The organism is Sphingomonas sp. P3_C5 (assembly GCF_056402635.1).
On sequence record NZ_JBFUHA010000005.1, the window covers coordinates 303,844 to 329,170 of the forward strand.

At 62.9% G+C, this 25,327-nt stretch carries 23 protein-coding genes and 1 pseudogene; 3 read left to right on the top strand and 21 right to left on the bottom strand.

Going from position 1 to position 25,327, the window contains the following annotated elements; all coding sequences use genetic code 11:
* Window positions 1-138 precede the first annotated feature (138 nt).
* The 5 genes from AC1DVS_RS14895 to AC1DVS_RS14915 all read right to left on the bottom strand — a co-directional run bounded on the left by AC1DVS_RS14895 (window position 139) and on the right by AC1DVS_RS14915 (window position 5,980).
* Window positions 139-3,111, bottom strand: coding sequence for a TonB-dependent receptor plug domain-containing protein (locus AC1DVS_RS14895; protein ID WP_478024258.1), 2,973 nt, complete (start codon window positions 3,109-3,111; stop codon window positions 139-141).
* Between the two features lie 274 nt (window positions 3,112-3,385).
* Window positions 3,386-3,802 carry an NAD(+)--rifampin ADP-ribosyltransferase gene (gene arr, locus AC1DVS_RS14900; protein ID WP_478024260.1) on the bottom strand — a complete coding sequence of 139 codons (417 nt, stop codon included), beginning with the start codon at window positions 3,800-3,802 and terminating at the stop codon, window positions 3,386-3,388.
* Between the two features lie 10 nt (window positions 3,803-3,812).
* Complete coding sequence (locus AC1DVS_RS14905; protein WP_478024262.1) at window positions 3,813-4,460, bottom strand: glutathione S-transferase family protein; 648 nt, start codon at window positions 4,458-4,460, stop codon at window positions 3,813-3,815.
* 40 nt (window positions 4,461-4,500) lie between these two features.
* Window positions 4,501-5,499 (bottom strand): alpha/beta fold hydrolase, encoded by a 999-nt coding sequence (locus tag AC1DVS_RS14910; RefSeq protein ID WP_478024264.1) that lies wholly within the window; start codon window positions 5,497-5,499, stop codon window positions 4,501-4,503.
* Window positions 5,500-5,593: 94 nt separating this feature from the next.
* Entirely contained in the window at window positions 5,594-5,980 is a 387-nt protein-coding gene (locus AC1DVS_RS14915; RefSeq protein WP_478024459.1) for a nuclear transport factor 2 family protein, read from the bottom strand.
* A 104-nt stretch (window positions 5,981-6,084) separates the two neighbouring features.
* Between AC1DVS_RS14915 and AC1DVS_RS14920 the strand changes: the two genes are divergently transcribed.
* Window positions 6,085-6,672 carry a TetR/AcrR family transcriptional regulator gene (locus AC1DVS_RS14920; RefSeq protein ID WP_478024265.1) on the top strand — a complete coding sequence of 196 codons (588 nt, stop codon included), beginning with the start codon at window positions 6,085-6,087 and terminating at the stop codon, window positions 6,670-6,672.
* A 247-nt stretch (window positions 6,673-6,919) separates the two neighbouring features.
* On the opposite strand, the gene AC1DVS_RS14925 is transcribed toward AC1DVS_RS14920, so the two are convergent.
* From AC1DVS_RS14925 to AC1DVS_RS14940, 4 genes are all read right to left on the bottom strand, one after another.
* A complete protein-coding gene (locus tag AC1DVS_RS14925; RefSeq protein WP_478024266.1) occupies window positions 6,920-9,193 on the bottom strand; it encodes a M10 family metallopeptidase C-terminal domain-containing protein in 2,274 nt (757 codons plus the stop codon).
* A 551-nt stretch (window positions 9,194-9,744) separates the two neighbouring features.
* Window positions 9,745-10,860, bottom strand: a complete 1,116-nt coding sequence (locus AC1DVS_RS14930; protein ID WP_478024268.1) for an RluA family pseudouridine synthase — start codon at window positions 10,858-10,860, stop codon at window positions 9,745-9,747.
* Entirely contained in the window at window positions 10,857-11,237 is a 381-nt protein-coding gene (crcB, locus tag AC1DVS_RS14935) for a fluoride efflux transporter CrcB (RefSeq protein WP_478024270.1), read from the bottom strand. The genes AC1DVS_RS14930 and crcB overlap by 4 nt, the downstream gene beginning before the upstream one ends.
* Before the next feature lie 226 nt (window positions 11,238-11,463).
* Window positions 11,464-12,252, bottom strand: coding sequence for a hypothetical protein (locus AC1DVS_RS14940; protein ID WP_478024271.1), 789 nt, complete (start codon window positions 12,250-12,252; stop codon window positions 11,464-11,466).
* Window positions 12,253-12,391: 139 nt separating this feature from the next.
* On the opposite strand from AC1DVS_RS14940, the gene AC1DVS_RS14945 reads away from it, so the two are divergent.
* A complete protein-coding gene (locus AC1DVS_RS14945; protein ID WP_478024273.1) occupies window positions 12,392-12,613 on the top strand; it encodes a hypothetical protein in 222 nt (73 codons plus the stop codon).
* A 41-nt stretch (window positions 12,614-12,654) separates the two neighbouring features.
* Here the strand turns inward: AC1DVS_RS14945 and AC1DVS_RS14950 are convergent, their stop codons facing one another.
* The 10 genes and pseudogenes from AC1DVS_RS14950 to AC1DVS_RS14995 all read right to left on the bottom strand — a co-directional run bounded on the left by AC1DVS_RS14950 (window position 12,655) and on the right by AC1DVS_RS14995 (window position 22,265).
* Window positions 12,655-13,080 (bottom strand): OsmC family protein, encoded by a 426-nt coding sequence (locus AC1DVS_RS14950; protein ID WP_478024274.1) that lies wholly within the window; start codon window positions 13,078-13,080, stop codon window positions 12,655-12,657.
* 87 nt (window positions 13,081-13,167) lie between these two features.
* Window positions 13,168-13,485, bottom strand: a complete 318-nt coding sequence (locus AC1DVS_RS14955; protein ID WP_478024276.1) for a glycine zipper 2TM domain-containing protein — start codon at window positions 13,483-13,485, stop codon at window positions 13,168-13,170.
* 96 nt (window positions 13,486-13,581) lie between these two features.
* Window positions 13,582-13,860 carry a hypothetical protein gene (locus AC1DVS_RS14960; protein ID WP_478024277.1) on the bottom strand — a complete coding sequence of 93 codons (279 nt, stop codon included), beginning with the start codon at window positions 13,858-13,860 and terminating at the stop codon, window positions 13,582-13,584.
* Between the two features lie 395 nt (window positions 13,861-14,255).
* Window positions 14,256-15,185 (bottom strand): bifunctional riboflavin kinase/FAD synthetase, encoded by a 930-nt coding sequence (locus AC1DVS_RS14965; RefSeq protein ID WP_478024279.1) that lies wholly within the window; start codon window positions 15,183-15,185, stop codon window positions 14,256-14,258.
* Window positions 15,186-15,218: 33 nt separating this feature from the next.
* Window positions 15,219-16,377: pseudogene (locus AC1DVS_RS14970) on the bottom strand (dipeptidase).
* 117 nt (window positions 16,378-16,494) lie between these two features.
* Entirely contained in the window at window positions 16,495-16,965 is a 471-nt protein-coding gene (locus AC1DVS_RS14975) for a dihydrofolate reductase (RefSeq protein WP_478024281.1), read from the bottom strand.
* Window positions 16,962-17,756, bottom strand: a complete 795-nt coding sequence (locus tag AC1DVS_RS14980; protein WP_478024283.1) for a thymidylate synthase — start codon at window positions 17,754-17,756, stop codon at window positions 16,962-16,964. Before AC1DVS_RS14980 ends, AC1DVS_RS14975 begins: the two co-directional genes overlap by 4 nt.
* The gene (locus AC1DVS_RS14985; RefSeq protein ID WP_478024460.1) at window positions 17,756-18,436 is read right to left on the bottom strand and encodes a class I SAM-dependent methyltransferase; all 681 of its coding nucleotides are present in this window, start codon (window positions 18,434-18,436) and stop codon (window positions 17,756-17,758) included. Before AC1DVS_RS14985 ends, AC1DVS_RS14980 begins: the two co-directional genes overlap by 1 nt.
* A 41-nt stretch (window positions 18,437-18,477) precedes the next feature.
* Window positions 18,478-19,605: a peptide chain release factor 2 gene (prfB, locus tag AC1DVS_RS14990; RefSeq protein WP_478024284.1), complete on the bottom strand. Its 1,128-nt coding sequence runs from the start codon at window positions 19,603-19,605 to the stop codon at window positions 18,478-18,480.
* Between the two features lie 134 nt (window positions 19,606-19,739).
* On the bottom strand, window positions 19,740-22,265 hold the full coding sequence (locus AC1DVS_RS14995; RefSeq protein WP_478024286.1) for a penicillin-binding protein 1A: 2,526 nt from the start codon (window positions 22,263-22,265) through the stop codon (window positions 19,740-19,742).
* A gap of 470 nt (window positions 22,266-22,735) precedes the next feature.
* On the opposite strand from AC1DVS_RS14995, the gene AC1DVS_RS15000 reads away from it, so the two are divergent.
* On the top strand, window positions 22,736-23,689 hold the full coding sequence (locus AC1DVS_RS15000; protein ID WP_478024288.1) for an amidohydrolase family protein: 954 nt from the start codon (window positions 22,736-22,738) through the stop codon (window positions 23,687-23,689).
* 117 nt (window positions 23,690-23,806) lie between these two features.
* Here AC1DVS_RS15000 and AC1DVS_RS15005 read toward each other — a convergent pair whose 3' ends face one another.
* Both AC1DVS_RS15005 and AC1DVS_RS15010 read right to left on the bottom strand, forming a co-directional pair.
* Window positions 23,807-24,274, bottom strand: a complete 468-nt coding sequence (locus AC1DVS_RS15005; RefSeq protein WP_478024290.1) for a hypothetical protein — start codon at window positions 24,272-24,274, stop codon at window positions 23,807-23,809.
* Window positions 24,275-24,454: 180 nt separating this feature from the next.
* Window positions 24,455-25,111: an immunity protein Imm33 domain-containing protein gene (locus AC1DVS_RS15010; RefSeq protein WP_478024292.1), complete on the bottom strand. Its 657-nt coding sequence runs from the start codon at window positions 25,109-25,111 to the stop codon at window positions 24,455-24,457.
* Between the last annotated feature and the right edge of the window lie 216 nt (window positions 25,112-25,327).

Genomic DNA, 25,327 nt, shown 5'->3' on the forward strand with positions numbered 1-25,327 from the left:
GCCGGCAATGTCGAGGATGTAGCTCGCCACGGGCCGATGGCAATTCACCGACACCCCGATTGAACGCGGCCATTCCTGCGCAAACCAAAAGGCCCCGGCGTTTCCGCCGGGGCCCCTGGTTGAAAAAGTCCGCAAGGATCAGAATTTGGGCAGTTTGGCCCGCACCCCTGCGAAGAAGAAGCGGCCGACCGATTCAACCGGATATGAAGACGAACCGATATCGGGCTTCTGGTTGGTGAAATTGTTGATGCCACCATAGAATTGGAAGTTCTTGGTCACGTCAACGCTTGCATAGATGTCATGCACCCAACGATCCTTGTAAAAGGCATATTTCGGATCGATGTAGTTCGCATTGCCAGCCAGGGTGAGGGGGGTGATGCCAGTACGATAGGTCTTGTCGAACCAGGACAAGCCATAGTTCAGCGAGAAGGGTCCCTTGGCCCATGTCAGGTCCATATTCGCCTGGAATTTGGGCGAGTAGGTCGCCCGCAGATTGTCCGTCGCGTCCGCGCCAGGCGTTCCGGTGAAAGCCAGCTTGTTGAGATAGTTGCCGACCACCTTCAGGTTGAAGACGCCATGGCTGGCCGTGGCCAGCCGATAGTTCAGGTTGACGTCCATACCCGCGGTCTGGAAGCTCGCCACATTCTGCGGCTGGATCGTGAAATCGCTGATCAGGCCAGTGCCTGCCTCACGTACGATCAACCCGCAAAACTGGTTCTGTGTCGTCGCCTGGTCGACGCAAAGCTCAGCGAGTTGCTGCGGATCGACCGTATTGATCGCGTCCTTGAGCTTGATGTCGTACCAGTCGAAAGACGCAGTGAAGCCAGGCAGGAAGCGCGGCGAAAGTACGACGCCGGCGGTCCAGGTGCGCGCACGCTCCGCCTTCAGGGCGGCGTTGCTGGTCTGCGTGCCGGCAATGTTGACTGAGCGTGGATCCTCATAGACCGCAATCTGCGCTGGGCTCAGGCCAGCCGCCGTGAGTACGGCGGTGCAGTTTGCGGCACGCGTTGCGGTGCCGAGCGAACGATTGTTCACTGCGCAGGGATCGTCGAAGAACTGATAGGTTTGCGATGCGCCGCCGAAAAGCTCGCCGATATTGGGCGCCCGCACAGCATAGGAGTAGGTGCCGCGGAAGCGGATGTCGCGCACCGGTGCCCAGGTCAGATCGGCCTTGTAGGTCGTGGTCGAACCGATCGTCGAATAATCCGAATACCGAATCGCCGCCGCCACATCGAGTACGTTGAAGAACGGCTGGTCCTTGAGCAAAGGCGCATCCAGCTCGGCGAACACTTCCTTGACGTCGAACTTGCCCACGGTCGGCGACAGCGCGTTGGTGAAAGTCTGCCCCTGCTGCGCGATCGCATCGGGGGTGAAGCTCGACGTCTCGCGCCGATATTCGCCACCGATCGAATAGCCCAGTTCACCGCCCGGGAGATGGAACAAGCGACGGAAGTCACCACCGATCGAACCCGATACGACCTGTTGCGTGATGCGTGAGCGGTCGGTCGTGTCGGCGTGGATGAAATCGAGCGCCGCCTGGCTCGCAACGCCCTCGCCGAAGATGTTGAGCGGAACGCACTGGTTCGGACTGAACGATACGGGCGCTACGCTTGCGCCGGCGGCGACTGCCGAGGCAACACCGAGCGCGGTCACGCGGCAAGCGGGCTGACCATTGGTTCCGGTTACGACATCAATCGCGTCCAGAAAGCGATCTGTGTAGCGGTCATTGACGTAATGCGCCGTGACGTTCGTCTGACCATAGACGTACGAAACTTCGTAATGCAGGTCGTCGGCGATGTCGCCGCGCGCACCGATGACGCCCCGATAGGTCTCACGCTTGATATTCTCGCCGCGCTGACCGAGATCGAAATTGTCCCGCGTGACCAGCACGCCGCCAAGGGCAGGATCGATTGCAGCCCTGATGCTCGCGGGGATGAAGGGATTATCCTCCGGGACATACAGATAATAATCAAAGGTAGGCTGAGCCAGCGAGAAGGACTTCGTCTGGGCGTACTTGCCCTCCGCGAAGATCGTCAATGCCGGCGATACATCGAAATGGCCGACCACATTGCCGACATGGCGTTCGACCTGCGGCAGCAGATCGTTGCCATAGTCGGCGATGCGCGTGGAGTCGCCGCCGACCGAATAGGCGTTGCCGGGCAGGACCGTCCCGCGATCATAGACCTTTCCCGTGCCGGTGAACTCCGGGATGCCATCGAAGGTAACGTCGACCGCGCCGTTGCGCGCGGTGTCGAGATAGCGCGCGTCGCGCGTCGGAATGACGTAATAGGAGCCGGGCGTGTTCGCGGTATAATTGGGGTTGCGGCGGAAGGTAACCAGGTTCCCTCCGGTCAGATAGTCGCGATCCTGCGTCGTGTAGCGATCATTGACGCCATATTCATAGGCGAGCGCGATATTGCCGCGACCGCCCGCGAAATTCTTGCCGGCGGTAATCGTGAACAGCCGCTGCCCGGCATCGCCCTGTTCGGAAATTCCTGCCTGCGCGCGTGCGGAGATGCCCTCGAAATCTTTCTTGAGGATGAAGTTCACGACGCCAGTCACGGCATCGGCACCATAGATTGCGGAGGCGCCGCCGGTCAGCACGTCGACGCGCTCGATCAGATCCTGCGGGATCGTGTTGATATCGACGTCTTCCGACCCTTCGAGGCCGGAGACATGGCGTCGGCCATCGACGAGAATCAGCGTGCGTTGCGTGCCAAAGTTACGCAGATTCAAAAGGTTGAGGCCAGTGGCGCCAATCCCCGCGCTGTCGCCTGAATTCTGGTTCGACGTGGATGACCCGATCAGGGCCGGATAGCCGGTCAGGAAATCAGTGACGTTGGTCGTGCCCGACTGCTGGAGCGTGATTCCGCTCACCGAGACGATGGGGCTGGCGGTCTCGAAGTCGGGGCGGCGGATGCGCGACCCGGTAACGACGATTTCCTTGTCCGGCGTCCTGGCTGATTCAGGCTCAACGCTCGACTGCGGAATGTTGCTGGGCGCATCGCCCGGCGAGGCGGTCTGGGCAGTGGCTGGAGCGGCAACCGCCACGAGAGCAATGAGCGAGGTCGTCACGGCGAGCATACGGCTATGCGCGGGATGGAAGGTCATACGAGTCCCTGTTTTCTTTACCCCCCGGTTCACCACTACCATGATATTTCAGGACGATGTTCAAGCCGGTAAGGGCGATAAATCCGCGCTGTTGCAACTTGACCACAAAATAGCCGGGACGGACCCAGTCGGTTCAGTGGGAGCGCTGCCGTTCATCCCGCCCGCCCGCAGTCAGTCGCGCATGCTGTTCCTTACCGTTGCCTTACGGCGCCCGTGCAACCCCGCTTCTATCGGGCCGCCGATTGGCGGGTCGATCCGTCGGCAAGTCTCGCTCTCAGTCCTCGATGATCGTGTCGCTGCCCTCCAGCTTCATGCGGGCGAGATTGTCCTTCATTTCCTGGAGCCGCTCGGGGGAATGGCCGGCCCAGTCCTTGACCTCACCGGTGATCCGCAGTGGATCGACCGAGCGGTAGGATGCGGTCATATTGCCCGGGAACTTCTTGTCGGTGAGGTTCGGATCGTCCTCGAATGGGCCGGTCGGCTCCACAATGAAGATGCGGCCCCGGCCTTCGCCCCTGGCGAGCTCCGCGCCCCATGTCGCCGCTTCGACCGTCGCTGTGAAATAGACGTGTTTCAGCCCGCGCTCGACGAAATTGCTTCCGAAGCCTGGCCTGATCAGACCGCCGATGTCGAGGGCCGCCTTGGTGCCGTGATAGAATATGGTCCCCGGGGGAACATCCCTGGCGTACATTGGCCCCTCCTCAGGCCGCGTCGGCCGCGGCGAAATGGGCCATCTGGTCGTCATACGCTTTCGCGAACGCGGGCCGGGCCGTGGCGCGCGCGACGAACGCGCGGGAATTGGGGTGGTTTGCCATCCCGTCGAACCGCTCCAGCTGTCGCAGGACATCCGCCATCAGAAGGTCCGCCACCGAGAAGCGATCGCCCACCAGCCACTCCCGGTCCGACAGAATGATTTCCATTCGATCGAGCCGGGCCTTCAGGAACGCCTCCACGAACTTCGCCTCGGGCGCCTCTCCGGGGAAGCCCATGAAACGGAACAAGGCCCATGGCTGACACGGCAGGTCGACTGAGTTGAGTGCGGCGATAACCCACGACATGACCTCAGCCCGGCTGCGCCGATCCTCGGGCATGAGGGCTGGACTCTTCTCGGCCAGGTGCAGCAGGATCGCGCCGCTCTCGAAGATGGTCACGTCTCCATCGGTCAACCATGGCACCTGGCCGAACGGCTGCGCTGCGAAATGGTCGGGGCCGCGATCGTGAAACGGCGTGCTTTCCACCCGATAGGGCAGCTCAGCCTCTTCCAGGGCCCAGCGCACCCTCAGGTCGCGCACAAGACCGCGCGGAAGTTCGGGGACCCAGTCATATGTCGTGAGGATGAGTTCGCTCATTGCTGTCTCCAAAGGACATAAACGGAGTAATATGCTCCGTTTATGTCGTCGTCAAGCGATCCGAGCGCGATTGCCGCGTCGACCACAGGGCCCGCGCTTCCTCAGCGAGGAGATCGGCGTGCTCCTCCGGCCAGAACAATCGGCCGCCGTCGACGAGGCGAACACCGCGCGATCTGGGCAGCGTGCGATCGAGCCACTCCGCCCATACAGGCGCGAACAATGGGTCGGCCGTCCCCCAAACCATCCTCGTTGGCGCGTCACAGCGTTCGAGCAACGGCTTGATCGCCACAAGCGGATTCGGTTCGAACGCCGCCAGGTAGCGGTTAAGCTGGGTTCTTCTCAGGGGTGAGGCGATGAGAGGAGGTAAGCTGTATTCGATCGCCTCGTCGCTGAAATTGGCGGGGTCGGCATAGGCACCGCCTCCAATGCCTTGCGGAGACCTTGCATAGGACCGATCGGCCAGGTGCCGCTCGATCTTCCTGTCGTATACGCCGTCGCGAGCCTGCTGGATCGACTTGCGCATTTGCGGCGGCGGACTGTTCTCATCGACGTCGCAGTCGGTCAGAATGACGGTGCGAACTCTGCGGGGATGTTGCGCCATGAGAAGCTGCGCCACGGTGCCGCCGCTATCGTTGGCGATCAGGTCGGCGGCCGGGATGGAGAGCCGGTCGAGAAACGCCACGAGCATGTTGGCTTGTGAACGAGGGGAGAGATCCTGCTCCTCAGCCACCTCCGAATAGCCCAGCCCCATCAGGTCCGGCGCGAGACATCGCCGCTGGCTGGCCAGGCGTTCCAGGGCACCGCGCCACTGAAAGCCGCTGAGCGGGAAGCCGTGGATGAAGAGGGCGGCGGGACCGCGGCCGCGTTCGACAAAGGCGATGCGCCCGAACCGTGTTGAAACATAGCGTCGCGACGCGTGATACGCTGCCGCATCCAATCTGGTCGGCAAGCCCTTCCTGTCGCGGCCCGAAGCGCCTGGGGGGAACACCAGGATTCCTGCGGCGAGCAAAGACGATTGAACAAAGTGCCTGCGATCCATCGCGCTATCCCTTCGCGGTTGATCCGATAGGGTGATTATTTCGTTCGATTGAGTCCTTGAGCCGCGCGGCCCGCTGTCGTTGCGAGCAAGGCCTTCACGCCAGCATCTCGGCCGCAAATACCTTCTGGACGATCTGCCAGCGGCCGTTGAGGTAGAAGCAGGATAGCAGATCCGTCACCTCTCGAGGGGGAATCCGCAGGCGGAGCTTAAGCGCCGCCAGGTCTCCGGTGATGGCGATGGACAGAATTTCGTCCCTTCGCACGCTGCCGGCATCACGCGGCGAGGACATGCCGCGGACTATGTCGAGCCATTCAGCTATGGGAGTAACGACCGCTCCACCCTGATCGTCCCGCCGAGTGACAGAAGCGGAGGGATCGAAGATCGTCGCGAATTTTTCTGCGTCCATCGTGTACGCAGCTTCGAAATAGGCTTTGGCCAAGCCTGTCAGCCCCTCTACATCTTGCGAGTGCGCCGCCTCCATCTGTTCCACTCCGTAAGGTCCTTGCCGCATGGTCGCCTTGACAGTCAATCAAGTGGAGGAATATCCTCCGATTATGAGGGCGTCAAGGAGATCGGCGGGAGACCATGCGTGGGTGCACGGTGCGGGCTGATGCGCGAAAGAACCGGCAACGGCTGATCGAAGTCGCTGTCGAACTGGTTCTGGAAGTTGGCGGCGAGCCGGCGCGAGACGCTGTCGCCGAACGCGCCGGTGTCGGCATCGGAACGCTCTACAGGCACTTTCCGGACCAACAGTCGCTCCTTCACGCTGCTACGCGTCACGTGCTGGAAAAGAGCATCAGTGCCGGAGAGGCCCTGATCGAAACCGTACCGGACGGTGTCGATGCACTCCGCCAATATATGCACATAGCCCTGGATAACGGAATTGGGGCGGCGAACATTCTCCATCCGCTTCTGGAAAAACCGGAGTGGCCCGACCTCCGCGCCCGTGCGGCTACGCTCATGAAATCGATGGTTGGCCGCGCCGTACGGGACGGTTGTCTGCGCGAAGATCTGTCAGAACGCGATATCGTGTTTGGCTTGACGCGTTTCGCGCGGCCCCTGGCCGTGGGCTTGCCGCCGGACGAGGAGCGATCGCTCGCGCATCGGCACCTCGATTTCTACCTCGACGGGCTGTGTGCGGAGAAACCGCGACCCAATGTTGTGGAGCCGTAGGATCGCCGGGAAGATCTGACCAGAACGGCCGTCGCGCCTTTGCTTCGTTATCGCCGTGCTGGAGCAGACCGCGTTTCCATCGAAACCCAGCCGCTCTAGTGAGGAGAAACTTCGCGGGTCAGGCCATTCGTGGGCGGGACTGACTGCTCAAGCCAGGGTGGAGCGCCCGTTTCGCTACAGTGCGTCTACACCGGCATTGGCGAGTTTCGCAAAGCCGGGAGCCACCGGTCAGCGCAAGGCGCGGGGATTACAGCAGGTGCCAACCGAATATCGCGTGCGCTTCGTGCTGCACATGGATCGGCAAGTCGCTATTCGTGTCCGCCACATAGGCAGGCCCGCCATCCCACAATTGGGCCACGACATTGATGGCAAGGGGCGCGCCGCCGCCAAGCAGAAAGTCGCCCGCGCTCAGCGACGCTTTCGCCACCCCGGCGAAGACGACGAGATCGCCACCGCCCAGCGCGAGATACGTATTGCCGTTGCTCTCGGTCATGGCGTCCTGCACCTGTTGCCAGTTCATGTCGAACGCGGTGAGATCGGCCTTGTCGACGCCCGTGGTGAAATCGACGATCTGGTCCATCTGGCCGCCATGCTCGAACACGAACCTGTCTGCACCAGCTCCGCCGGTGAGTTTGTCCAGGCCCGTGCCGCCGATGAGCACATCCGCGCCGCCCGCCGCAATGATCACATCATTGCCGCCACCGCCGATGATAATGTTGTCGCCGTCATTGCCCTGCATCTTCTGGGCATAGTCATTGCCGGTCAGGTTGATCGGATCGGTGCCTGGCGCGGCACGTAGCCGCTCGACTTCCTGTCCCGCACCCAGCGCCCAGCTGACCGTGGTGGTCACGGTGTCGTAATCGACCCCGCCACTGCTCGCTTCGATCACCGTGTCGGCGGAATCGTCGACAAAATAGCTGTCACTGCCCGTGCCGCCATTCATTGAATCCACGCCGGGGCCGCCGTTGAGCACATCGTCGCCGCCGCCGCCCCATAGCGAATCGTTGCCGTTGCCGCCGTTCAGCGTGTTCGCGCCATCATTACCGACGATCTTGTTGGCGAACTCGTTGCCGGTGAAGCTGATCGCCTCGGTGCCCGCCGCGTTGGCTGTGCTGAGCTGCTCGATCTCCTGGCCGGCCGTCATCGTCCAGCTTACGCTGGCGGCGACCCGATCATTGCCCTCACCGACAGCCTCGTACACCGTATCGCCGGCATTATCGACGGAATAGCTGTCGTCGTTCGTGCCGCCGGACATCATGTCCGCGCCGGTGCCGCCGTACAGCTTGTCATTGCCGGCGCCGCCGCTCAGCGTGTCGTTGCCGTCATCGCCGTAGATCCAGTCATTGCCCAGACCACCCGACAGATCGTCAGCACCTCCGTTGCCATGGATTGTATCGTTCCCGCCCAACCCGGTGTAAACGTCGCTGCGCAGCAGTCCGGAAAAATTGTCGTCGCCCTCGGTTCCCGAAGCGATGTTGGGATGCTCCAGCCTGACGATGCCATCGGTCGTCGACAGGAATATCGCGCCATCGTCGGGGCTCAGGACCAGCTCGTCGCCCCATGCGCGCGTCGTTGAATAATTGCTCGGTCCGCTCAGCGTTTCGGTGATCGCGAAGGTGGACATCGAGATGCCGTAGACATCGCCGGTCGAGCCGTTCCAGGCGTAAAGCGTTTGCCCATCCGCGCTGAAGTGCAGGCCAACGATATTGCCAAGGAGGCTGTTAGCCGCAGTCAGGTTGCTGATATAACCCAGATTGCCGTTCCAAAGATGTAGTGACCCCCCGGTCGAGATCGCCACCCGTCCGTTGGCTCCACTGCCTGAAAAGGCCTCAACGCCGGTGGCATAGCCATATACGTCGTAATCATATCCTCCGTGATAAGCGAGCCGCGTCAGGTCAGGCGCAAAAATTCCCGCTTCCGCCGAGGAAAGAGCGAGCTGCCCGTACAACACGTTCGTCCGATCTGGCGACGCCGTCAGCGAACCTGCCTGATAATATGTGCCAGTTCCGGCGGTGGAGAACGCTCCCGTCGTCAGATCGAGCGTGACCATTGGCGTCCAGCCACTCCAGCCGGGCAGAATATTTTCCGTGAAGATCGCCTTGCCGGCCGTGGTTATGGCGACATCGGCCAAAGTGTAATTTGAGCCTGTCGAGTTATAATGAAAGGTCTGCTGCAGGCCATAAGTGGCGGTGCTCACTTTATAGACCAGTGATTCAGTTGTCGTACTCGGCCAATACTGATCGTAATTGTAGCTGGCCGGCTGTTGCTCGGTGATCAGCAGATACGTACCATCCGGAGAAATATCGATGGCGCCGAGCTGCGTGCCCAAGGCGGTCGCGCCCAGAAGCGTTCCCGCCGCACTGTCGAACACGCGGAGCACACCGTCGTTCCCGGCGACAAACAATTTGGACGCGTCGCCGTTCAGCACGAAATTGCCGGGCAGGCCGCCAATGTGCGTGCTGGCGCTGGCCGCCGCAGACGTGTGGACGCTGGACGCGTCGATTTCCGACCGAATCTGCATGATTTCCCCCGAACAGGAGAGTCAGGCTAGACGGAACCGTGCAATAATCAATCTATATATATGTATCCCGGCCACTTAGTGGTCGCTCGCCTGGCCCTGCACCGTCGGTCGGCCGCACACCTTCCCGGTTCAACCGCCCACCGCATCAGTTGTCATGCCCCCGGCGATGCGCGACGGCGGCCTGCCCGGCCCGGTGCCACGGTCCGTCTCGTCGCTCGATTCAAACTTATGCGCGCTCATGTCAGCACTCCAACGATGAAGAACCGCATAAAAGCCGATTTCACGTTGCTGTTGAATCAAGCCGCCCTGTTCCGCGGATGGCGCTCCCTGTTAATTCCAACACGCCTCCCTGTTATCTCCTACAGGTCTCCCTGTTATCGAATAACAGGGAGAACGGCATGCAAGCCACTGATAGGGCAGGAGAATATATCCAACAAATCGGCCAAAACGGCCGGAAAAGTTTTTTCTTCCCTGTTCTTTCCCTGTTCCGTGCCGATAACAGGGAGAAACTGCCATTTTTCGGCGTCGCCGAATGGTTCGATCGATTCGCCTCAGGCGCTCCCGCGAGAGCGCCGCTCGCCGCGTCGGCCCTTGCGCACCGTCTTGGCGTGCTGCTTGGCCTGCTGTTTCTTCACCGCCTTGCTCGGTGGCGGCGGGGTGTCGAGGGGCATAGTGTTGCCCAGCATCTCGTCAAAGCCGAGCTGCTTCAGGCTTTCGGCGAAATGCTGGGGCAGTTCGGCCTGCACCTCGATCTTGCCGCCATCGGGATGGTCGACGCCGATGCGCCGCGAATGCAAATGCATCTTGCGGCTGATCCCGCCGGTCAGGAACGCTGCCTGGCCGCCATATTTGCCGTCGCCGACAATCGGGTGACCGATTGCTGCCATATGCACGCGCAGCTGATGCGTGCGGCCGGTATGCGGGATCAGCTCCACCCAGGCGGTGGTGTTGCCCGCGCTCTCGATCACGCGATACCGCGTGCGGGCGAGGCTGCCTTCCTTCTCGTCGACATGCATCTTCTCGCCGCCGCTGCCGGGCTGCTTGGCGATCGGCAGGTCGATCGTGCCGTCCTCGATCGAGGGCACGCCGACGATCAGCGCCCAATAGACCTTCTTGGCGCTGCGCGACGAAAAGGCCTTGGCGAAGAAGGCGGCGGCACGCGTGGTGCGTGCGATCAGCAGCGCGCCACTGGTGTCCTTGTCGAGCCGGTGGACGAGCTTGGGTCGGCTCTCCCCGTCGAACTGCAGCCCGTCGAGCAGGCCGTCGACATGCTCATGCGTCTTGGTCCCGCCCTGGGTCGCAAGGCCCGGCGGCTTGTTGATGACGATCGCCTGCTTGTCGCGGTGGATCACCGTCTCGCGGATGAAGTCGGTCTGCTCCTCGCTGAGCGGCGGCCGCTCGCGCTTCTTCGGCGCATCCTCGCGCACGGCCTCGGCCGGCGGCACACGGATCGACTGGCCGGCGGCGATCCGGTCGCCCGGCGTCGCCCGCGCGCCATCGACGCGCAGCTGCCCGGTCCGCGCCCATTTGGCGACGGTAGTGAAGCTGGTGTCAGGCAAATGCCGCTTGAACCAGCGATCGAGCCTGATGCCGTCGTCATCCGCACCGACGTTGAACTGGCGGACGCCCTCGTCTTTTTTGGCGCTCTCGGTTCTCTTCTCGCTCATGCCGCTGTCACCCGAACCAGCGCAAGGCCGGCAAACAGCGCCGCAATCGCGCCGACCACCGAGGCGGTCGTGTACAAAGCCGCCACCGCCAGATCGCCGCGCTCGATCATGTTCACCACATCGAGCGAGAAGGCCGAGAACGTCGTGTACCCACCCAGCACGCCGACGCCGAGCAGCAGCCGCCAATTCTCGCCGGGGACAGACATCCGCGCGAGCGCTCCGACGAGCAGGCCCATGGCAAACCCGCCGATCAGGTTCACCGCCAATGTGCCATAGGGAAAGCCGGGGCCGAACAACGCAAGCGTCGCCCGCCCGGTCAAATGCCGCGCGCCGGCACCGACGGCACCGCCGATCATCACGAGAAGAAGTTGGAACATCGGCGTGCGTTAGCGCGGATCAGCCGGAAATAGAACCTTTGTTGCCGGAAGAGTCTTTTCTCCCTCTCCCCCTGTGGGAGAGGGAAGGAGGAACACGCGACTGGAGGGTGAGGGGGATGAGGCTCGAGACATGAGCGGGTGTCCCCCTCACCCTCCCATTGCTACGCAATGGGCCCCTCCCTCTCCCACAGGGGGAGAGGGGAAAGGCGCTCCGGCCTCTGCTCGACTAATTCCCGTTGTTTGCCACCAGATCCACGTCCGTCCCGCCATCGGCGCGGCTGGTCAGGAACAGGGCAAAGGCGCCGCCATCGCGGTCGCGGGTGCCGCCGAGCACATGCTCGTCGCCATCCGCCTGATGCTCGGCCGAATAGCCAGCCTTGCTCGCCCGGGTATAATACCAGTCGATCACGGTCTGCAGCGGCGCCGAGCTCGCAAAGCTCACCGCCCGCATCGCGCACCCGCCCTGGTCGCTGCCAGCCGCCTCGGAAACGCGAGCGTCGGGATAGAGCGGCAGGTCGGCCGGAAGCCGCTGCGCCCAGCGCGCCGAATAGCGCAGGCTGCCCGCGCAATTGCTGGTGCGCTTGTCCTTTTGCCGCGCGGCGAGCGCGCCGAGCGTCAGCGATTCGCGCGCGGCGGTGCATTGCGGGCAATTGGCCACCGGCGCGGGTGCCTTTTTCAGGGTCTCGCTGGTGGCAGCACCGGTGCTCGCGGCTGTGCCTCCCGGCGGCACGGCGATCCCGTCGGGCGGCACCGCGCCGGAATAGGGCTGGGCGGGCGGACGCACCGCATCGTTATTGGCCTGCTGGGCGAGCGTCGGGTCGACCATGATCTGGTCGTGCAGCGCGCTCATCAGCGCGGGGTCGCGCGCGGCTGCGCTGTTGCTCTCGACCAGCTCGTTGTCGAGCGTATCGAGGTTGCGCTCGCCATCGCTCCGCTTGCCGCACGCGACAAGTGCCAGCGGCAGGACGAGCAGGATCAGGCCCCGAAACTGACGGCGAAACCCGCTACGCATCATTTGAAAACCAACCCTCCGCTTTCAGCGCTATCGCATGGCCTATTTGCGGTTAAGGAAGCGTTGGCGACAAAACCACTGGCAAAGCAACGATTCACCATCACGCTTGCGTTACGAGGAGAGCGTCGCCATGTTCCACCCCATGCTGAATCTCTTCTCGATCCTCGTCGGCCTGCTGGTCCTGCTGCTCACGATGATCGGATTCATTCCGTTCCTCGGATGGCTCAATTGGCTGACCATTCCGATCGGCATCGTCGGCCTCGCACTCGGTGCCCTGTCGTCGAGCAACATGGGCCGCAACCTCAACCTCGTGCTGATCATCATCTGCGCGATCCGTCTGTTCATGGGCGGCGGCTTCATCTGATCTCTGGAGCCCGGCTCTCGCGCCGGGGCCCTGCCTTACGCTCAGGCATTAAGCCTGTGAGTCAGCGTGATCTCAGCCTTCAGCACCTTCGAAACCGGGCAATTGGCCTTGGCGTCCGCCGCGATCGCGTCGAACTGCGCCGGATCGATGCCGTCGATCGTCGCGGTCAGGTCGAGGTCGGAGCGGGTGATGCTGAAGCCATCCCCGTCCTTGTCCAGCGTCACTTTCACCTTTGTCTCCAGCGTTCCGCCCGCGAAGCCGGCGCGGGCGAGCGCGAAGCTCAGTGCCATGGTGAAGCAGCTCGCATGTGCAGCCGCGATCAGTTCCTCGGGGTTGGTGCCGACGCCGTCCTCGAACCGGCTTTTGAAGCCATAGGGCTGGTCGGAGAGCGCGCCCGACTGGGTCGAGACATGGCCGAGGCCGTCCTTGCCGAAACCTTCATATCTGGCGGATCCGCTGCGAATCATGGTCAGTCTCCCTTGGCCGATTCGGCCCCATATCAAAAAAGGGCGCGGATTGCGCCGCGCCCTTTGTTCGATCTCGCTGGCTTTCGCTTAGCGGCAGCGACGGCTTGCCGTCATCGACCGGTCGATCGCGCGGCCGCCAAGGGCGCCGCCGACGCCGCCGATGATCGCACCGAGCGTGCCGTTGCCGCGGCCCGCGATCTGGCTGCCAACCACCGCGCCGCCGACACCGCCGACGATCAGGCCAGTCGTGCCGTCCGAATGGCGGCAATAGGTGTGGCCGTTACGCGTGTAGACGCGCGGCGTGTAATGGTGGTGGCGGCGCGCCTCTGCACCGGAAACGGGAACCGCCATGGTGGCGGGAATGGCGAGCGACGCGGCGCTGAGCGCCATAATGAAATTCCGCATGATAATCTCCCTTGCTTCGGTCTTGCTCTCAATCAAGCTGGAACCGTAACGCTTCCGTTATCGCAAGAGTTTCATGAACATAAAACAACCTCCCGTTCATCCGGCGTCCGGGTCGTGCTGCGCAGCAAATCTTCTCCACGATATCCACGTTATCCACAGTTCCGAAACGTCGTTTGCCCCTATGCCCGACTCGGATTCAGTGACACCATCATGACTGTAAGAAGGGGATGCCGAAGCGAGAAATCGCAGAAACATCAACTCCTTATGCCAGGATGGCGAACAGGTGCCGTAAGGAAACCATTCGGTGTTCTGGCGGAATATCGATCGGTGCAAACTGGTCTGGCGTTGCGCAAGCGAGGTCAGGCGGGCGAGCATGAACGATATTCCAAAGCGAGGCTGTCGGGTTTCGATCTGACGGTCGAGCTGGCCGCCGGAGGCCGCAGCGCTGAGGCTCGCAAGGGTATCGCGCTCGGCCCCGGTGACCGAAATGCGAAGTCCGGACCGTTCGCGATCCGGGTGGAGCAGCCGCTGAACCGAAAGGTGAGGGCGATCTCTTCGGAGAACGTCCGATCAGATCGAGGCGAGGCGACAGGGGGCCGGCAGCAATGCCGGCCCCCATTTTCGTCGCGGTCGGCCTGGATTCAGCCCATGCCGGGCTGCAAATCGCGAGCTACTGCGCTTCGGTGCTCACGTGCCGAAAGCACGCTGCGCTCCGATGCTCGCATCTCACGATTTTCGCCTCGACCTGGACTGAATCCAGACCGACCACGTCAGGCGGCGGCGAGTGCTTCCCTGGCGCGGTCGCAATCAATCGCCATCTGTGCCTTCAGGGCATCGAGATCGTCGAATTTTGCCTCGGGGCGCAGATACTCGATCAGCGAGACTTCGATCGTTTGGTTGTACAGGTCGCCGTCGAAGTCGAAGAAATAGGGCTCAAGCAGCTCGCGCGGCGGATCGAAGCTCGGCCGCACGCCCAGATTGGCCGCGCCTTCGAGCATGCTGCCATCGGCCAGCCGCCCGCGCACCGCATAGATGCCGTAAGCCGGACGCAGATAATTGCCCATATCGATATTGGCGGTCGGATAGCCAATCGTGCGGCCGACCTTGTCGCCGTGCTGCACCAGGCCTTCGATCGCGAAGGGACGGGTCAGCAGGCGCGCCGCGCCGCGCGGATCGCCGGCGATCAGCAGCTCGCGGATCCGGCTTGACGAGACCGGCTCACCGTCAAGCGCGATCGGCGCAATCGTATCGACCGAAAAGCCGTTCTTCGCGCCGAGATCGGCCAGCACATCGACATTGCCGCCGCGCGCCTTGCCGAAGGTGAAGTCGTCCCCGGTCACCACACCGCCCGCGCCGATCTTGTCGAGCAGCCGGTCAGCGACGAACTCGAGCGCGGTCTGGCCGGCCAGCGCCGCATCGAAGCGGAACACGATCATCGCATCGGCGCCCGCTTCGGCGAACAGTCGCTCGCGCTGGTCGAGCGTGGTCAGGCGGAAGGGTGCCGCATCAGGCTTGAAATGACGGACCGGATGAGGGTCGAAGGTCGCGACCAGCACCGGGCGCCCCTCTGCGCGACCGCGCTCGACCGCATGGCCGACCACCGCCTGGTGCCCCAAATGGAACCCGTCGAAATTCCCCAGCGCGACGATCCCGCCCCGAAGTTCAGGCGGCACCACCGAGCCACCATCAAGTCGCTCCATGGCCGAGGCTATAGGGGGGCGAAACCGGGGGCGCTAGCCTTGAGGTGCGATGCCGGCCCGCAACACGCGCAGCACATTGCCGCCCATCACCTTGGCGATGTCGGCATCGGAAAAGCCGCGCTCGATCAGCGCCTGGGTGACGGCGGCGAGCTTGCTCGAATCGAAGCCGGTCGTCACCGCGCCGTCGAAATCCGAGCCGAGCCCGACATGGTCGATGCCGACAAGATCGCGGACATGGGCGATCGCGGTCGCCGCACCCTCTGGTTTGGTCGTACAGATCGCTGCATCCCAATCGCCAATGCCGATTACGCCGCCGGTCGCCGCGATGCCGCGGATCTCGTCATCGGTCAGGTTGCGGTTGACCTTGCAGGTCGCCTGCACCCCGCCATGGCTGGAAACGATCGGGCGATGCGCCATCGCGATCACCTGGGCGATCGTCCTGTGGCTCGCATGCGCGACATCGACGACCATGCCGAGCGCCTCCATCCGCCGCACGACCTGCACCCCGAGCGGTGTCAGCCCGCCCTTGGCCTCGCCGTGCATCGAGCCGGACACATCATTGTCGAAGAAGTGCGCCAGCCCCGCCATGCGGAAGCCGGCATCATGCAACCGGTCAAGATTGGCGAGCTTGCCCTCGAGATCCTGCAGCCCCTCGATCGACAGCATCGCACCGACCACTTTCCTGCCGGCGCCGCGGTCCGCGAGCAGCCGTTCCAGTTCGGCGGGCGTTCGGATCAGCCGCAGCTGCCCTTTCGAAGCATCAGCGTCGCGCTGCAGCTTGGTCGCATGCCACAAGGATCGTTCGAGCAGCGAACCCCAGGTCCGCACCGGTTGGAGATCGGCGATGGCGAGCCTGGTGATATTGTCGGTCTCAGCCGAATTGGCGTCGTAATTCTGGCCCTTGGGCGTCTTCGTCACCGAGGAGAAGATCTGGAGGCCCTTCGAGCAGTCGCGGTAGATCGACCTGCCCGCGATCGCTGCGATCGAGGAGGCTGCGTTTCCAGAGCAATGTGTCGGCATGCATGTCCGCGATCTGGAGCGTCGCGTGCAGCGTCCGGGCACGCGGCGTTATCTTGAGCGCGACCGGCTCGACCTTGTTCATCGAGTTTTCGACATAGCCCGGCGCGACGATGAAGAAGGTGATAGCGGCGAGAATAAGGAAGGCGAGGATGCCCAGAAGCCATTTGCGCATTTCGATCCTCACCCCTCGTCATGCCGGACTCGTTCCGGCATCCACTGCGCCGCTGGAGCCGATCCCGGTTGGTATGCGGGACGGTGTGCCCCGGAACAAGTCCGGGGTGACGGTGGGCTAGGGTCGCACCAGCGTCACGAAGCTATAGGCCGGCCGCTCACCCTCGGCGGGATAATCCTCGCGCGCAACCTCGTGCCAGTCGGTGAAGGCCGGGACAATCACATCCCCCTCGGGAGCCGCATGAACCTCGGTCAGCTCGACACGATCGGCATGCGGCAGGAACAACGCGAAGATCTGCGCGCCGCCGATCACGGCGATCTCGGGCGCATCAGCGAGCGCGATCGCCGCATCCATATCGGCCGCCACCTCGGCGCCGGGCGCGGACCAGCCGGCATCGCGGGTCAGCACGATATGGCGGCGGCCGGGAAGGGGGGCTGGGAAGCTCTCAAAGGTCTTGCGCCCCATGATCATCGGCTTGCCCATGGTCTGCGCCTTGAAGCGCTTTAGATCGGCCGGCAGGCGCCAGGGCAGGCCGCCATCGCGCCCGATCACACCATTATCGGCCCGGGCGAGATGGAGGGTGATCATATAGCGACCGCCGCCTTGATATGCGGCTGCGCCTCGTAATCGACGAGCCGGAAATCCTCATATTCATAGGCATGGATCGACGGCGCCTTGCGCAGGATCTCCAGCCGGGGAAGCGGCCCGGGGCCGCGCGACAGCTGCTCGCGCGCCTGGTCGAGATGGTTCGAATAGAGATGGCAATCGCCGCCCGTCCAGATGAACTCGCCCGGCTCGAGCCCGCATTGCTGCGCGAGCAGGTGAGTCAGCAGCGCGTAGCTGGCGATGTTGAACGGCACGCCGAGAAAGATGTCGGCCGATCGCTGATAGAGCTGCAGGCTCAGCCGGCCGTTCGCGACATGGGTCTGGAACAGGCAGTGGCACGGGGCGAGCGCCATGGCGTGGAGATCGCCCGGATTCCATGCCGAGACGATCTGGCGCCGCGAGGCGGGGCTGGTCTTGATCTGCTCGATCAGCTCGGCGATCTGGTCGATGTGGCGGCCGTCAGCCGTCTCCCAGTCGCGCCATTGCTTGCCGTACACCGGCCCGAGCTCGCCGGCTTCGTCGGCCCATTCGTCCCAGATGCTCACCTTGCGGTCGCGCAGCCACTGCACATTGGTGTCGCCGCGCAGGAACCAGAGCAGCTCGACGATGATCGAGCGCAGATGGAGCTTCTTGGTGGTGAGTGCCGGGAAGCCGCCAGCCAGGTTGAAGCGCATCTGGTGCCCGAACACGGACAGCGTACCGGTGCCGGTGCGGTCCATCTGCTTCGCGCCGGTCGTGAGCACACGCTGCATGAGATCGAGATATTGCCGCATCAGCCGCCCAGCTTGCAGGGTTTGATCGCCTTCGGCTCAGGCCGTGGCCCGATCGCGCGGAAGGTGGCGAGATAGCCGCCAGCGGAAGGCATGTCGTCCATCTCGACGAGCTGATAGCCAACCGCGGCGAATTCGCACTTGAGCAGAGCCGGGGGCGTGCCGTGATTCTGGGTGAGCCGGTTCGCGTCGACCACCACCACCAGCCCGTCTGGCTTCAGTGCCGGACGCATCCGCCACAGGAATTCATAGGGCTGCTCGATCTCATGGTACATGTGCACCATCAACACCCGGTCGAAGCTCGCATCGGGCAGCTTGGGGTTGGTCGGCAGGCCGAGCTGCACGAAGACATTGCTGAGCTGCGGTCCGCGCAACACGCGCTGGCTCAGCGCTTCGGTGACGGCGGGCACGATATCCTCGGCAACGACACGGCCCTTCTTGCCGATCCGCTCGCCGAGACGGATCGTGTAATAGCCCTCGCCCGCGCCGATATCGGCGACGGTCATGCCGGGCTTGATGCCGGCCTTGTTCATCACCTCGGTCGCTTCGTTCAGCCGGTCGCGCGCTTCCTCGGTCGACCAGCGCGACGAGACGATCTGTGCCACCGGGCGGTCGGCGGGCGGGAAGGGACCGGCCTTTTCCTGCCCGTCATCGGGAGCGGCACGGCAGCCCGCCAGCGCCAGCGCGGACAACACCGCGATGCGAAGCGAACCGCGCCTTACTCTCACTCGACGTCCTCCACCTCGACCGTCTCGCCGGTCACGCGCTGCGATAACGCAGCCGCCATGAACGGATCGAGATCGCCATCGAGCACGTCGGACGGGCTCGTCGAGGTCACGCCGGTGCGCAGATCCTTCACCAGCTGATAGGGCTGGAGGACGTAGGAGCGGATCTGGTGGCCCCAGCCGATATCGGTCTTGGTCGCATTCTCGGCATTGGCGGCGGCTTCGCGGATTTGCAGCTCGCGCTCGTAAAGCTTGGCGCGAAGCTGGTTATAGGCTTCGGCCTTGTTCTTGTGCTGGCTCCGCTGATTCTGGCACTGCACGACGATATTGGTCGGGATGTGCGTGATGCGCACCGCCGAATCGGTCGTGTTGATGTGCTGCCCGCCCGCGCCCGACGCACGGTAGGTGTCGATCCGCAGCTCGCTCTCGTTGATCTCGATATCGATATTCTCGTCGATCACCGGATAGACCCAGACGCTGGCGAAGCTGGTATGGCGGCGCGCGGCGCTGTCATAGGGGCTGATGCGGACGAGACGATGAACGCCGCTCTCGGTCTTGGCATAGCCGTACGCGTTCTCGCCCTTGAGCAGGAGCGTTGCTGACTTGATGCCGGCCTGCTCGCCCGAATGCTGATCGACCAGCTCCACCTTCATGCCGCGCCGCTCGGCCCAGCGGGTGTACATACGCTGCAGCATGCCGGCCCAATCCTGGCTCTCGGTCCCGCCCGCGCCCGAATTGACTTCGATATAGGTGTCGTTGCCGTCAGCTTCGCCAGCGAGCAGCGCCTGGATCTTGTCATGTTCGGCGCGCACCGCGAGTTCAGCGAGGCTCTGGGTGCCTTCGGCCGCCATCTCCTCGTCGCCCTCGGCCTCGGCCATCTCGATCAGCTCGGCGGTGTCGCTCAGTTCGCTCTGGATCGCGCGCGTTGCGTTGATCGCCTCTTCGAGGCGGCGACGCTCGCGCATCACTTCCTGGGCGAGCTTGGGGTCGTTCCACAATGCCTGATCCTCGACGCGCGCGTTTAGCTCGTCGAGCCGGCGCAGCGCGCGGTCCCAGTCAAGGAAACGGCGCAGCAGCGCGAGGGCATCGTTGATCGTATCGATATGGGCCTGCGCTTCGGCGCGCATCATTCACTCCAACTCTATGCGTCATCCCATCTCGATCGATCTGCGCGGAAAGCGGTGGTCGTGATCAAGGTGCAATATGGACGATGGTTCCCCGCGGACACGGAGATGATTCATATAGGTATGCGTCAAAGCCGCTAATAGATACCGCCCTGCCTTTGCAAGAAATCGCTGTCCTTGGGCGCCTCCTTGCGTTCGGTCGGTCTCGCTTCCCTCGGCTTGTCGGCGTCTTCGGCCAGGTCGTGGCGGGCATTGCGGCGCGGCTCGCTCTCGGGCTTGAACGCTTCCCAGATCACCGCCGCCTTGGGGTCGCTCGTCGGCCAGGCGCCGAACACCGGCTTGCCCGAAGCGCGGTCGATCCGGACCATCCGGATGCCCTGCGGCGCGCGGAACGGGATCTTCTCCAGCCCCTCATAGGCCTTGACCGCGAATTCCTTGAAGATCGGCGCGGCGACCGTGCCGCCCTGCGCGCCGCCGCCAAGGCTGGTCGGCGTATCGTAGCCGATATAGACGCCGCCAATCATCTGCGGGGTACCGCCGATGAACCACACGTCGGTCGGGCCGGAATTGGTACCGGTCTTGCCGAACATCGGGCGGTCGAGATCGCGCAGCACGGTCGCGGTGCCGCGCTGGATCACGCCTTCGGCGATATGGACCATCTGGAACGCGCTCATCGCGTCGACCACCTGCTTGCCGCGCATCTGCGGGCGGGGCATTGCCTTGCCGTTCCAGTCGGAGGCGTTGCAGCGATCGCAGGCGCGCCAGTTCTCGGGCCAGACGATTTTGCCGTGACGGTCCTGGACGAAGTCGATCAGGGTCGCCGGATGGGCGCGGCCCTGGTTGGCGAGGATCGCATAGGCATTGACCATGCGCGATACCGTCGTCTCGCCGGCGCCGAGCGCGAAGGAGAGATAGGGCGGATATTTGCCGACGCCGATCCGGTCCATCAGCGAAACGACACGCTCCATGCCCGTCTGCGAGGCCGCGCGCACCGTCATGAGGTTGCGCGACTGTTCGAGGCCCCAGCGCATCGTGTGCGGTCCGGCGCCAGCGCTGTTGCCGAAGTTCCTGAAGCATTTCTGCCCGAGCCTTGCGCCCTGGAACACGCAGAACGGGCCGTCGACGATGATCGAGGCCGGCGTCATCCCGCCTTCAAGGGCGGCTGAATAGACGATCGGCTTGATCGTCGAGCCGGGCTGCCGCATCGCCTGGGTCGCGCGGTTGAAGGCCTGGATGCTCGAATCGAAACCGCCCTGCATCGCAAGCACGCGGCCGGTCTGGGGTTCCTCGACGACGAAGCCGCCCGAGATCTTGGGGATCGATCGCAGGCTGAAGCTACCGCCTTCGGGCGCCACCGCCAGCACGTCGCCGACCTTGAACGCGTCAAAGGCATTGCCGCCCACGCCGCGCACCGGCATCTGCGCGGCATAGCGTGGCAGCAGGCCGGTCTGGCCGTTGGAGAAGCCGAGCGTCGCACCGCCCTCGCTGATCGAGACGACAATGGCTGCGCGCCAATCAGAATAATCGAGCGTGATATTGGTATTGAGCAAGGCCGGCAGCCAGCGGTCACCGGAAATCTCGACATGGCGCAAGGGGCCGCTCCAGCCGCGGTTGCGGTCGAACCGGACCAGCCCGTCACGAAGGGCGGTCTGCGCATATTGTTGAAGCTTCGGGTCGAGCGAGGTGCGAACCCACAGGCCGCCATCATAGACGCTGTACGGGTTGCGGCCCCCTTCCGATGTCTCGCCGAACTTGTCGATCAGCTGGCGGCGGACCTCCTCCACGAAATAGCCGGCGCCGGCGATCTCGGTGGTCGGCGTCTGGCGCAGCACGGCACCGAGCGGCTCGGCGGCGGCCTGGTCGTGCTGGGCCTGATCGATAAAGCCGTTCTTGAGCATCTCCCGGAGCACATAATTGCGCCGTTCGAGCGCCCGGTCGGGGTGGCGGATCGGATCGTAGTTGGACGGGCCCTTGGGCAGGATGGCGAGATAGGCGAGCTGAGCGAGATCGAGCTCTTTCAGCTCCTTGTTGAAATAGGCATAGCTCGCCGCCTCGACGCCGAACGCGTTGCGGCCGAGCGCGATCTGGTTGAGGTACAGCTCGAGGATCTGCTGCTTGGTCAGCGCATCCTCGATCCGATAGGCGAGGATCGCCTCCTTGATCTTGCGCGTCTTCGAATATTCGTTGCCGATCAGCAGGTTCTTGGCGACCTGCTGAGTGATGGTCGAGCCGCCCTTGGCGCGCTTGCCGCTGCCGATCTTGGTGACATAATCGATGACCGCGCCGGCGAGACCCGGATAATCCACGCCGTGATGCTCGAAAAACGTCTTATCCTCAGCGGCGAGGAAAGCGCGGACGAGCAGCGGCGGATATTCCTCATAGCTAAGCTCGACGCGGCGTTCGCGGGCATAGCTGTGGATCGGCGTGCCGTCGGCACCGCGCGCATTGGTCGGCATCGGCGGCTCATAGGTGCGCAGCTTGTCGACCGAAGGCAGATCGCGGGCGAAGATCAGCCACACCAGCGCATAGGTGATCGCCGCGAGCACCGCGAGCACGGCCAGCACCTTGACCCACCAGCGCCCCCAGGTGCGCTGCAAAAACCCTCTTATCCCTTCCACTTCGCGGCGGAGGCGAAAACTTACGGAGGATTCGGTCTGGCTCATACAGGCCGGGCTCTAGCAAGTTTCTCGGGGCTTGCCAGCCTTCGTCCTTTCATCACCGCCGCGCGCATGATCGAATTCTGGAGGCTTGAGGGCCTGATGCGGAGTGGACGGTGTTGGCGGGACATAAGGCTGAATAGGTGAAAGCGCGGCGGGTTTGAATCAGGCTCGTCGGCGGTGTCCGAATGCGCCGAGTGTGACATAATTCGGAGCGTATTCCGGGCCGATGTTAGGTTTTCACGAGAGGGAATCGGCGAAAACCCGTCCTGGCGCCGGTGAATTATGTCATGCCTATCGGGGGTGTCGGGGCTCGATGCGTGTTGGAAATGTCATGAGGGTCGCTGACATTTTCTACGGGTTCGCCGAGGCGAGGCCTTTTGCCGGAATACTACCTCCGAGGTCATTTCGCCGGTGATGTGCGGGCGGTAGCAGTGAAGGCCGCGCTGAAGCGCCCTTGAACCGGAGTGTTGGACATGCAGATCGCGCGCAGGGATTTCCTCAAAATGGGCGCCGGCACCGCAGCGGCGCTCGCGCTCCCGGGCGTCGTGATCGCGGCAGATGCCCCACGCAAGCCGATCATCGACGTCCATATGCACGCCTATCCCGCGACGATGAAACTCCCGGTTCCGATCGTGAACCCGATCACCGGCGTGAAGAGCCCGATCCTCACGGGCGCCGACCATCTTACTGCCTGTCTCGAGCAGATGCAGAAATACAACATCGTCAAAGGCGTGGTCAGCGGCGGCGATGGTGATCGGTTGCAGGCCGTCTATGACTGGCATGATCGCGCGCCCGATCGGGTGGTGCCGGGCGCCGGCGTACGGGGATCGGACGACACGCCGCTGCCGCCGCTCGAAACGCTGCGCGCCGCCTTCGCCTCGGGCAAACTGAAGGTGCTCGGCGAGGTGACGGCGCAATATGCCGGCCTGTCGATCAGCGACCCGAAATATGATCCCTATCTCGCGCTCGCCGAGGAGTTCGACATTCCCGTCGCGATTCATCTCGGCACGATGCCGGCGGGCACCACCTATGATCCGTGCTGTCGTTCGGCGCGGGCTGCGTTCGGCCATCCCGAGACGGTCGAAGGGGCGCTCAACAAGCATCCCAAATTGCGGATCAACCTGATGCACAGCGGCTGGCCCTATATCGAGGAGGCCGAGGCGATGATGATGCTCTACGACAACGTCAACATCGACACCGGCGCTCTCTCGTGGCTGCTGCCGCGCCCGGCCTTCCATGATTATCTGCACCGCCTGGTCGAGGCCGGCTTCGGCAAGCGGGTAATGTTCGGGTCAGATCATATGTATTGGCCCGACGGCATCGGGCTCGCGGTCGAGCATGTCGAGGCTGCGGCGTTTCTGACGGAGGAGCAGAAGCGGGACATCTTCTACAACAACGCGGCGGTTTTTTATAAGCTGGGGGCCTGACTTCTCGCTGTGGGATCGCTGAAGATGCCTGGCATTAGGCCGTGAACCCATAAAATGGACCGCCGTCGATGCGCAAGCTGAACGGCGGAAATTGGTGGTTAGCTGCCGCTCGCCATTTCACGCATCGGCCTGCCAAAATGTTAGTTGGTAGTCCATGATGTCCAGGGATGGCTCGTCATTGAACATTACTTCAAAGGGCGTATCGCGAAACTCCGAAGCGAGCTTGACCTCGTATATCGATTTCAGCGTCCGGCCGATGAAACGCGCCTGCGCTTCTGACAATGGTGAATCATTCCCGTGCAAATCCGCGATATGGACATGATTCAGGACGGCCTCGATTTCGCGTCGGTTGTATTTTCTCGCGTCTTCCCAGCTTTTTATGGCGCTTTTATCGACGCCGGCTATCACAACATACTGGCCGATACGCACAAACGACGGCCAGAATATCAAACTGTATCCGATGGCTAACTCGAACGATCCTACGCAGCCCACCCAGCTCTCGGCATCAATCCCATTCCCATCATTCCAAGCTGGTAGCTCGGCGATAAGTTTGGTCGCCTCGGTGTTTCGTGGGGAGATAATCATATCGAATGCTAACGCGCTTTTTGAACGGCTGCTACTGGGGTGACTGCCGCCGGGCAGCTTTCCGGCCCAATACCCGCCGGTCGGCTTTCAGGCAGTGACGGGCGGCGGGGTGCGTCTGAACGGCGAAAGGTGGCGGGAAGCGCTCGGGCAGCTTCCGGCGGAAGGAGCGGGAAACCAGTCCTAGGCCCGGTTTTCTCGAACATACATTTCGGTATCGAAGTCACGCATAAATGCTGTGCCGATCGGCTCGTCGATTAGATGAACCCAACTGTCATCCTGATTCAACACCGCCCCGAGTGCGACATACGACAGTTGGCGAGCTTCCGCTTCTTCGTCCGTGGCATCGCCCATTCGGCCTCGAATGCGCCAACCACTATCGGGATGTTTGTCGCCCTCCGAGGCCATGTCCGGTTCTTCACGATAAAGGTATTCAACCGGCTCCGTGCCGTCGAGAACACATTGATCGACGAGACAGCGATCCCAATACTCCCGGTAGTCGCTTGGTCGGGGAGCAGCTTCCGGGCGTGCCCATTGTATCGACAGAATGTCGTGTCGCTCAAATCGGATTATATCGCCAACCTTGAGCTTTGACGTCGGCTCGAAAGGTTCATTGTCGAGAATACCCCAAATCGTATCGCCCTCCGCGTCCTTTACGATGACCCACATCCGTTCAACCGCCCACTTTTCGATGTCGTGAGTATATTCGAACGTTAGCTTGACGAGATCGCCCTCTCCGACAGCGGCAATCTCTGCGGAGCTTGGAAGAAAGAATGTATAGCGAGCGTTTGTCACATTTGGGCGAGGATCGAGGATGGCGTATGATGGATCTTCGGTCATGGAGGCAATCGTAACGGGCAAACCGGTCCCGGCAAGCGTCTGCTTTCAGGAACCAGTCTCAAACACGTGAGCGGCGTAATATGGGGCGGAAGCGGGATGGCCGCTTTATGAGTCTACGGCCTAGTCGGAAGGCGAGTCCGGCCACTTCTCCCTCTCCCATTGGGAGAGGGAAGGGGCCCATCGCGCAGCGATGGGAAGGGTGAGGGTGACCAACAT

What these genes read in the sequence shown, in the direction of transcription:
- AC1DVS_RS15000 (WP_478024288.1), top strand. Translation starts at nt 22,736, where the DNA reads ATGCAGATCGCGCGCAGGGATTTCCTCAAAATGGGCGCCGGCACCGCA.
- AC1DVS_RS14965 (WP_478024279.1), bottom strand. Translation starts at nt 15,185, where the DNA reads ATGGAGCGACTTGATGGTGGCTCGGTGGTGCCGCCTGAACTTCGGGGC.
- AC1DVS_RS14930 (WP_478024268.1), bottom strand. Translation starts at nt 10,860, where the DNA reads ATGAGCGAGAAGAGAACCGAGAGCGCCAAAAAAGACGAGGGCGTCCGC.
- AC1DVS_RS14910 (WP_478024264.1), bottom strand. Translation starts at nt 5,499, where the DNA reads ATGGATCGCAGGCACTTTGTTCAATCGTCTTTGCTCGCCGCAGGAATC.
- AC1DVS_RS14945 (WP_478024273.1), top strand. Translation starts at nt 12,392, where the DNA reads ATGCTGAATCTCTTCTCGATCCTCGTCGGCCTGCTGGTCCTGCTGCTC.
- AC1DVS_RS14975 (WP_478024281.1), bottom strand. Translation starts at nt 16,965, where the DNA reads ATGATCACCCTCCATCTCGCCCGGGCCGATAATGGTGTGATCGGGCGC.
- AC1DVS_RS14895 (WP_478024258.1), bottom strand. Translation starts at nt 3,111, where the DNA reads ATGACCTTCCATCCCGCGCATAGCCGTATGCTCGCCGTGACGACCTCG.
- AC1DVS_RS14925 (WP_478024266.1), bottom strand. Translation starts at nt 9,193, where the DNA reads ATGCAGATTCGGTCGGAAATCGACGCGTCCAGCGTCCACACGTCTGCG.
- AC1DVS_RS15005 (WP_478024290.1), bottom strand. Translation starts at nt 24,274, where the DNA reads ATGATTATCTCCCCACGAAACACCGAGGCGACCAAACTTATCGCCGAG.
- prfB (WP_478024284.1), bottom strand. Translation starts at nt 19,605, where the DNA reads ATGCGCGCCGAAGCGCAGGCCCATATCGATACGATCAACGATGCCCTC.
- AC1DVS_RS14940 (WP_478024271.1), bottom strand. Translation starts at nt 12,252, where the DNA reads ATGATGCGTAGCGGGTTTCGCCGTCAGTTTCGGGGCCTGATCCTGCTC.
- AC1DVS_RS15010 (WP_478024292.1), bottom strand. Translation starts at nt 25,111, where the DNA reads ATGACCGAAGATCCATCATACGCCATCCTCGATCCTCGCCCAAATGTG.
- crcB (WP_478024270.1), bottom strand. Translation starts at nt 11,237, where the DNA reads ATGTTCCAACTTCTTCTCGTGATGATCGGCGGTGCCGTCGGTGCCGGC.
- AC1DVS_RS14915 (WP_478024459.1), bottom strand. Translation starts at nt 5,980, where the DNA reads ATGGAGGCGGCGCACTCGCAAGATGTAGAGGGGCTGACAGGCTTGGCC.
- AC1DVS_RS14955 (WP_478024276.1), bottom strand. Translation starts at nt 13,485, where the DNA reads ATGCGGAATTTCATTATGGCGCTCAGCGCCGCGTCGCTCGCCATTCCC.
- AC1DVS_RS14980 (WP_478024283.1), bottom strand. Translation starts at nt 17,756, where the DNA reads ATGCGGCAATATCTCGATCTCATGCAGCGTGTGCTCACGACCGGCGCG.
- arr (WP_478024260.1), bottom strand. Translation starts at nt 3,802, where the DNA reads ATGTACGCCAGGGATGTTCCCCCGGGGACCATATTCTATCACGGCACC.
- AC1DVS_RS14960 (WP_478024277.1), bottom strand. Translation starts at nt 13,860, where the DNA reads ATGCTCGCCCGCCTGACCTCGCTTGCGCAACGCCAGACCAGTTTGCAC.
- AC1DVS_RS14920 (WP_478024265.1), top strand. Translation starts at nt 6,085, where the DNA reads ATGCGTGGGTGCACGGTGCGGGCTGATGCGCGAAAGAACCGGCAACGG.
- AC1DVS_RS14995 (WP_478024286.1), bottom strand. Translation starts at nt 22,265, where the DNA reads ATGAGCCAGACCGAATCCTCCGTAAGTTTTCGCCTCCGCCGCGAAGTG.
- AC1DVS_RS14905 (WP_478024262.1), bottom strand. Translation starts at nt 4,460, where the DNA reads ATGAGCGAACTCATCCTCACGACATATGACTGGGTCCCCGAACTTCCG.
- AC1DVS_RS14950 (WP_478024274.1), bottom strand. Translation starts at nt 13,080, where the DNA reads ATGATTCGCAGCGGATCCGCCAGATATGAAGGTTTCGGCAAGGACGGC.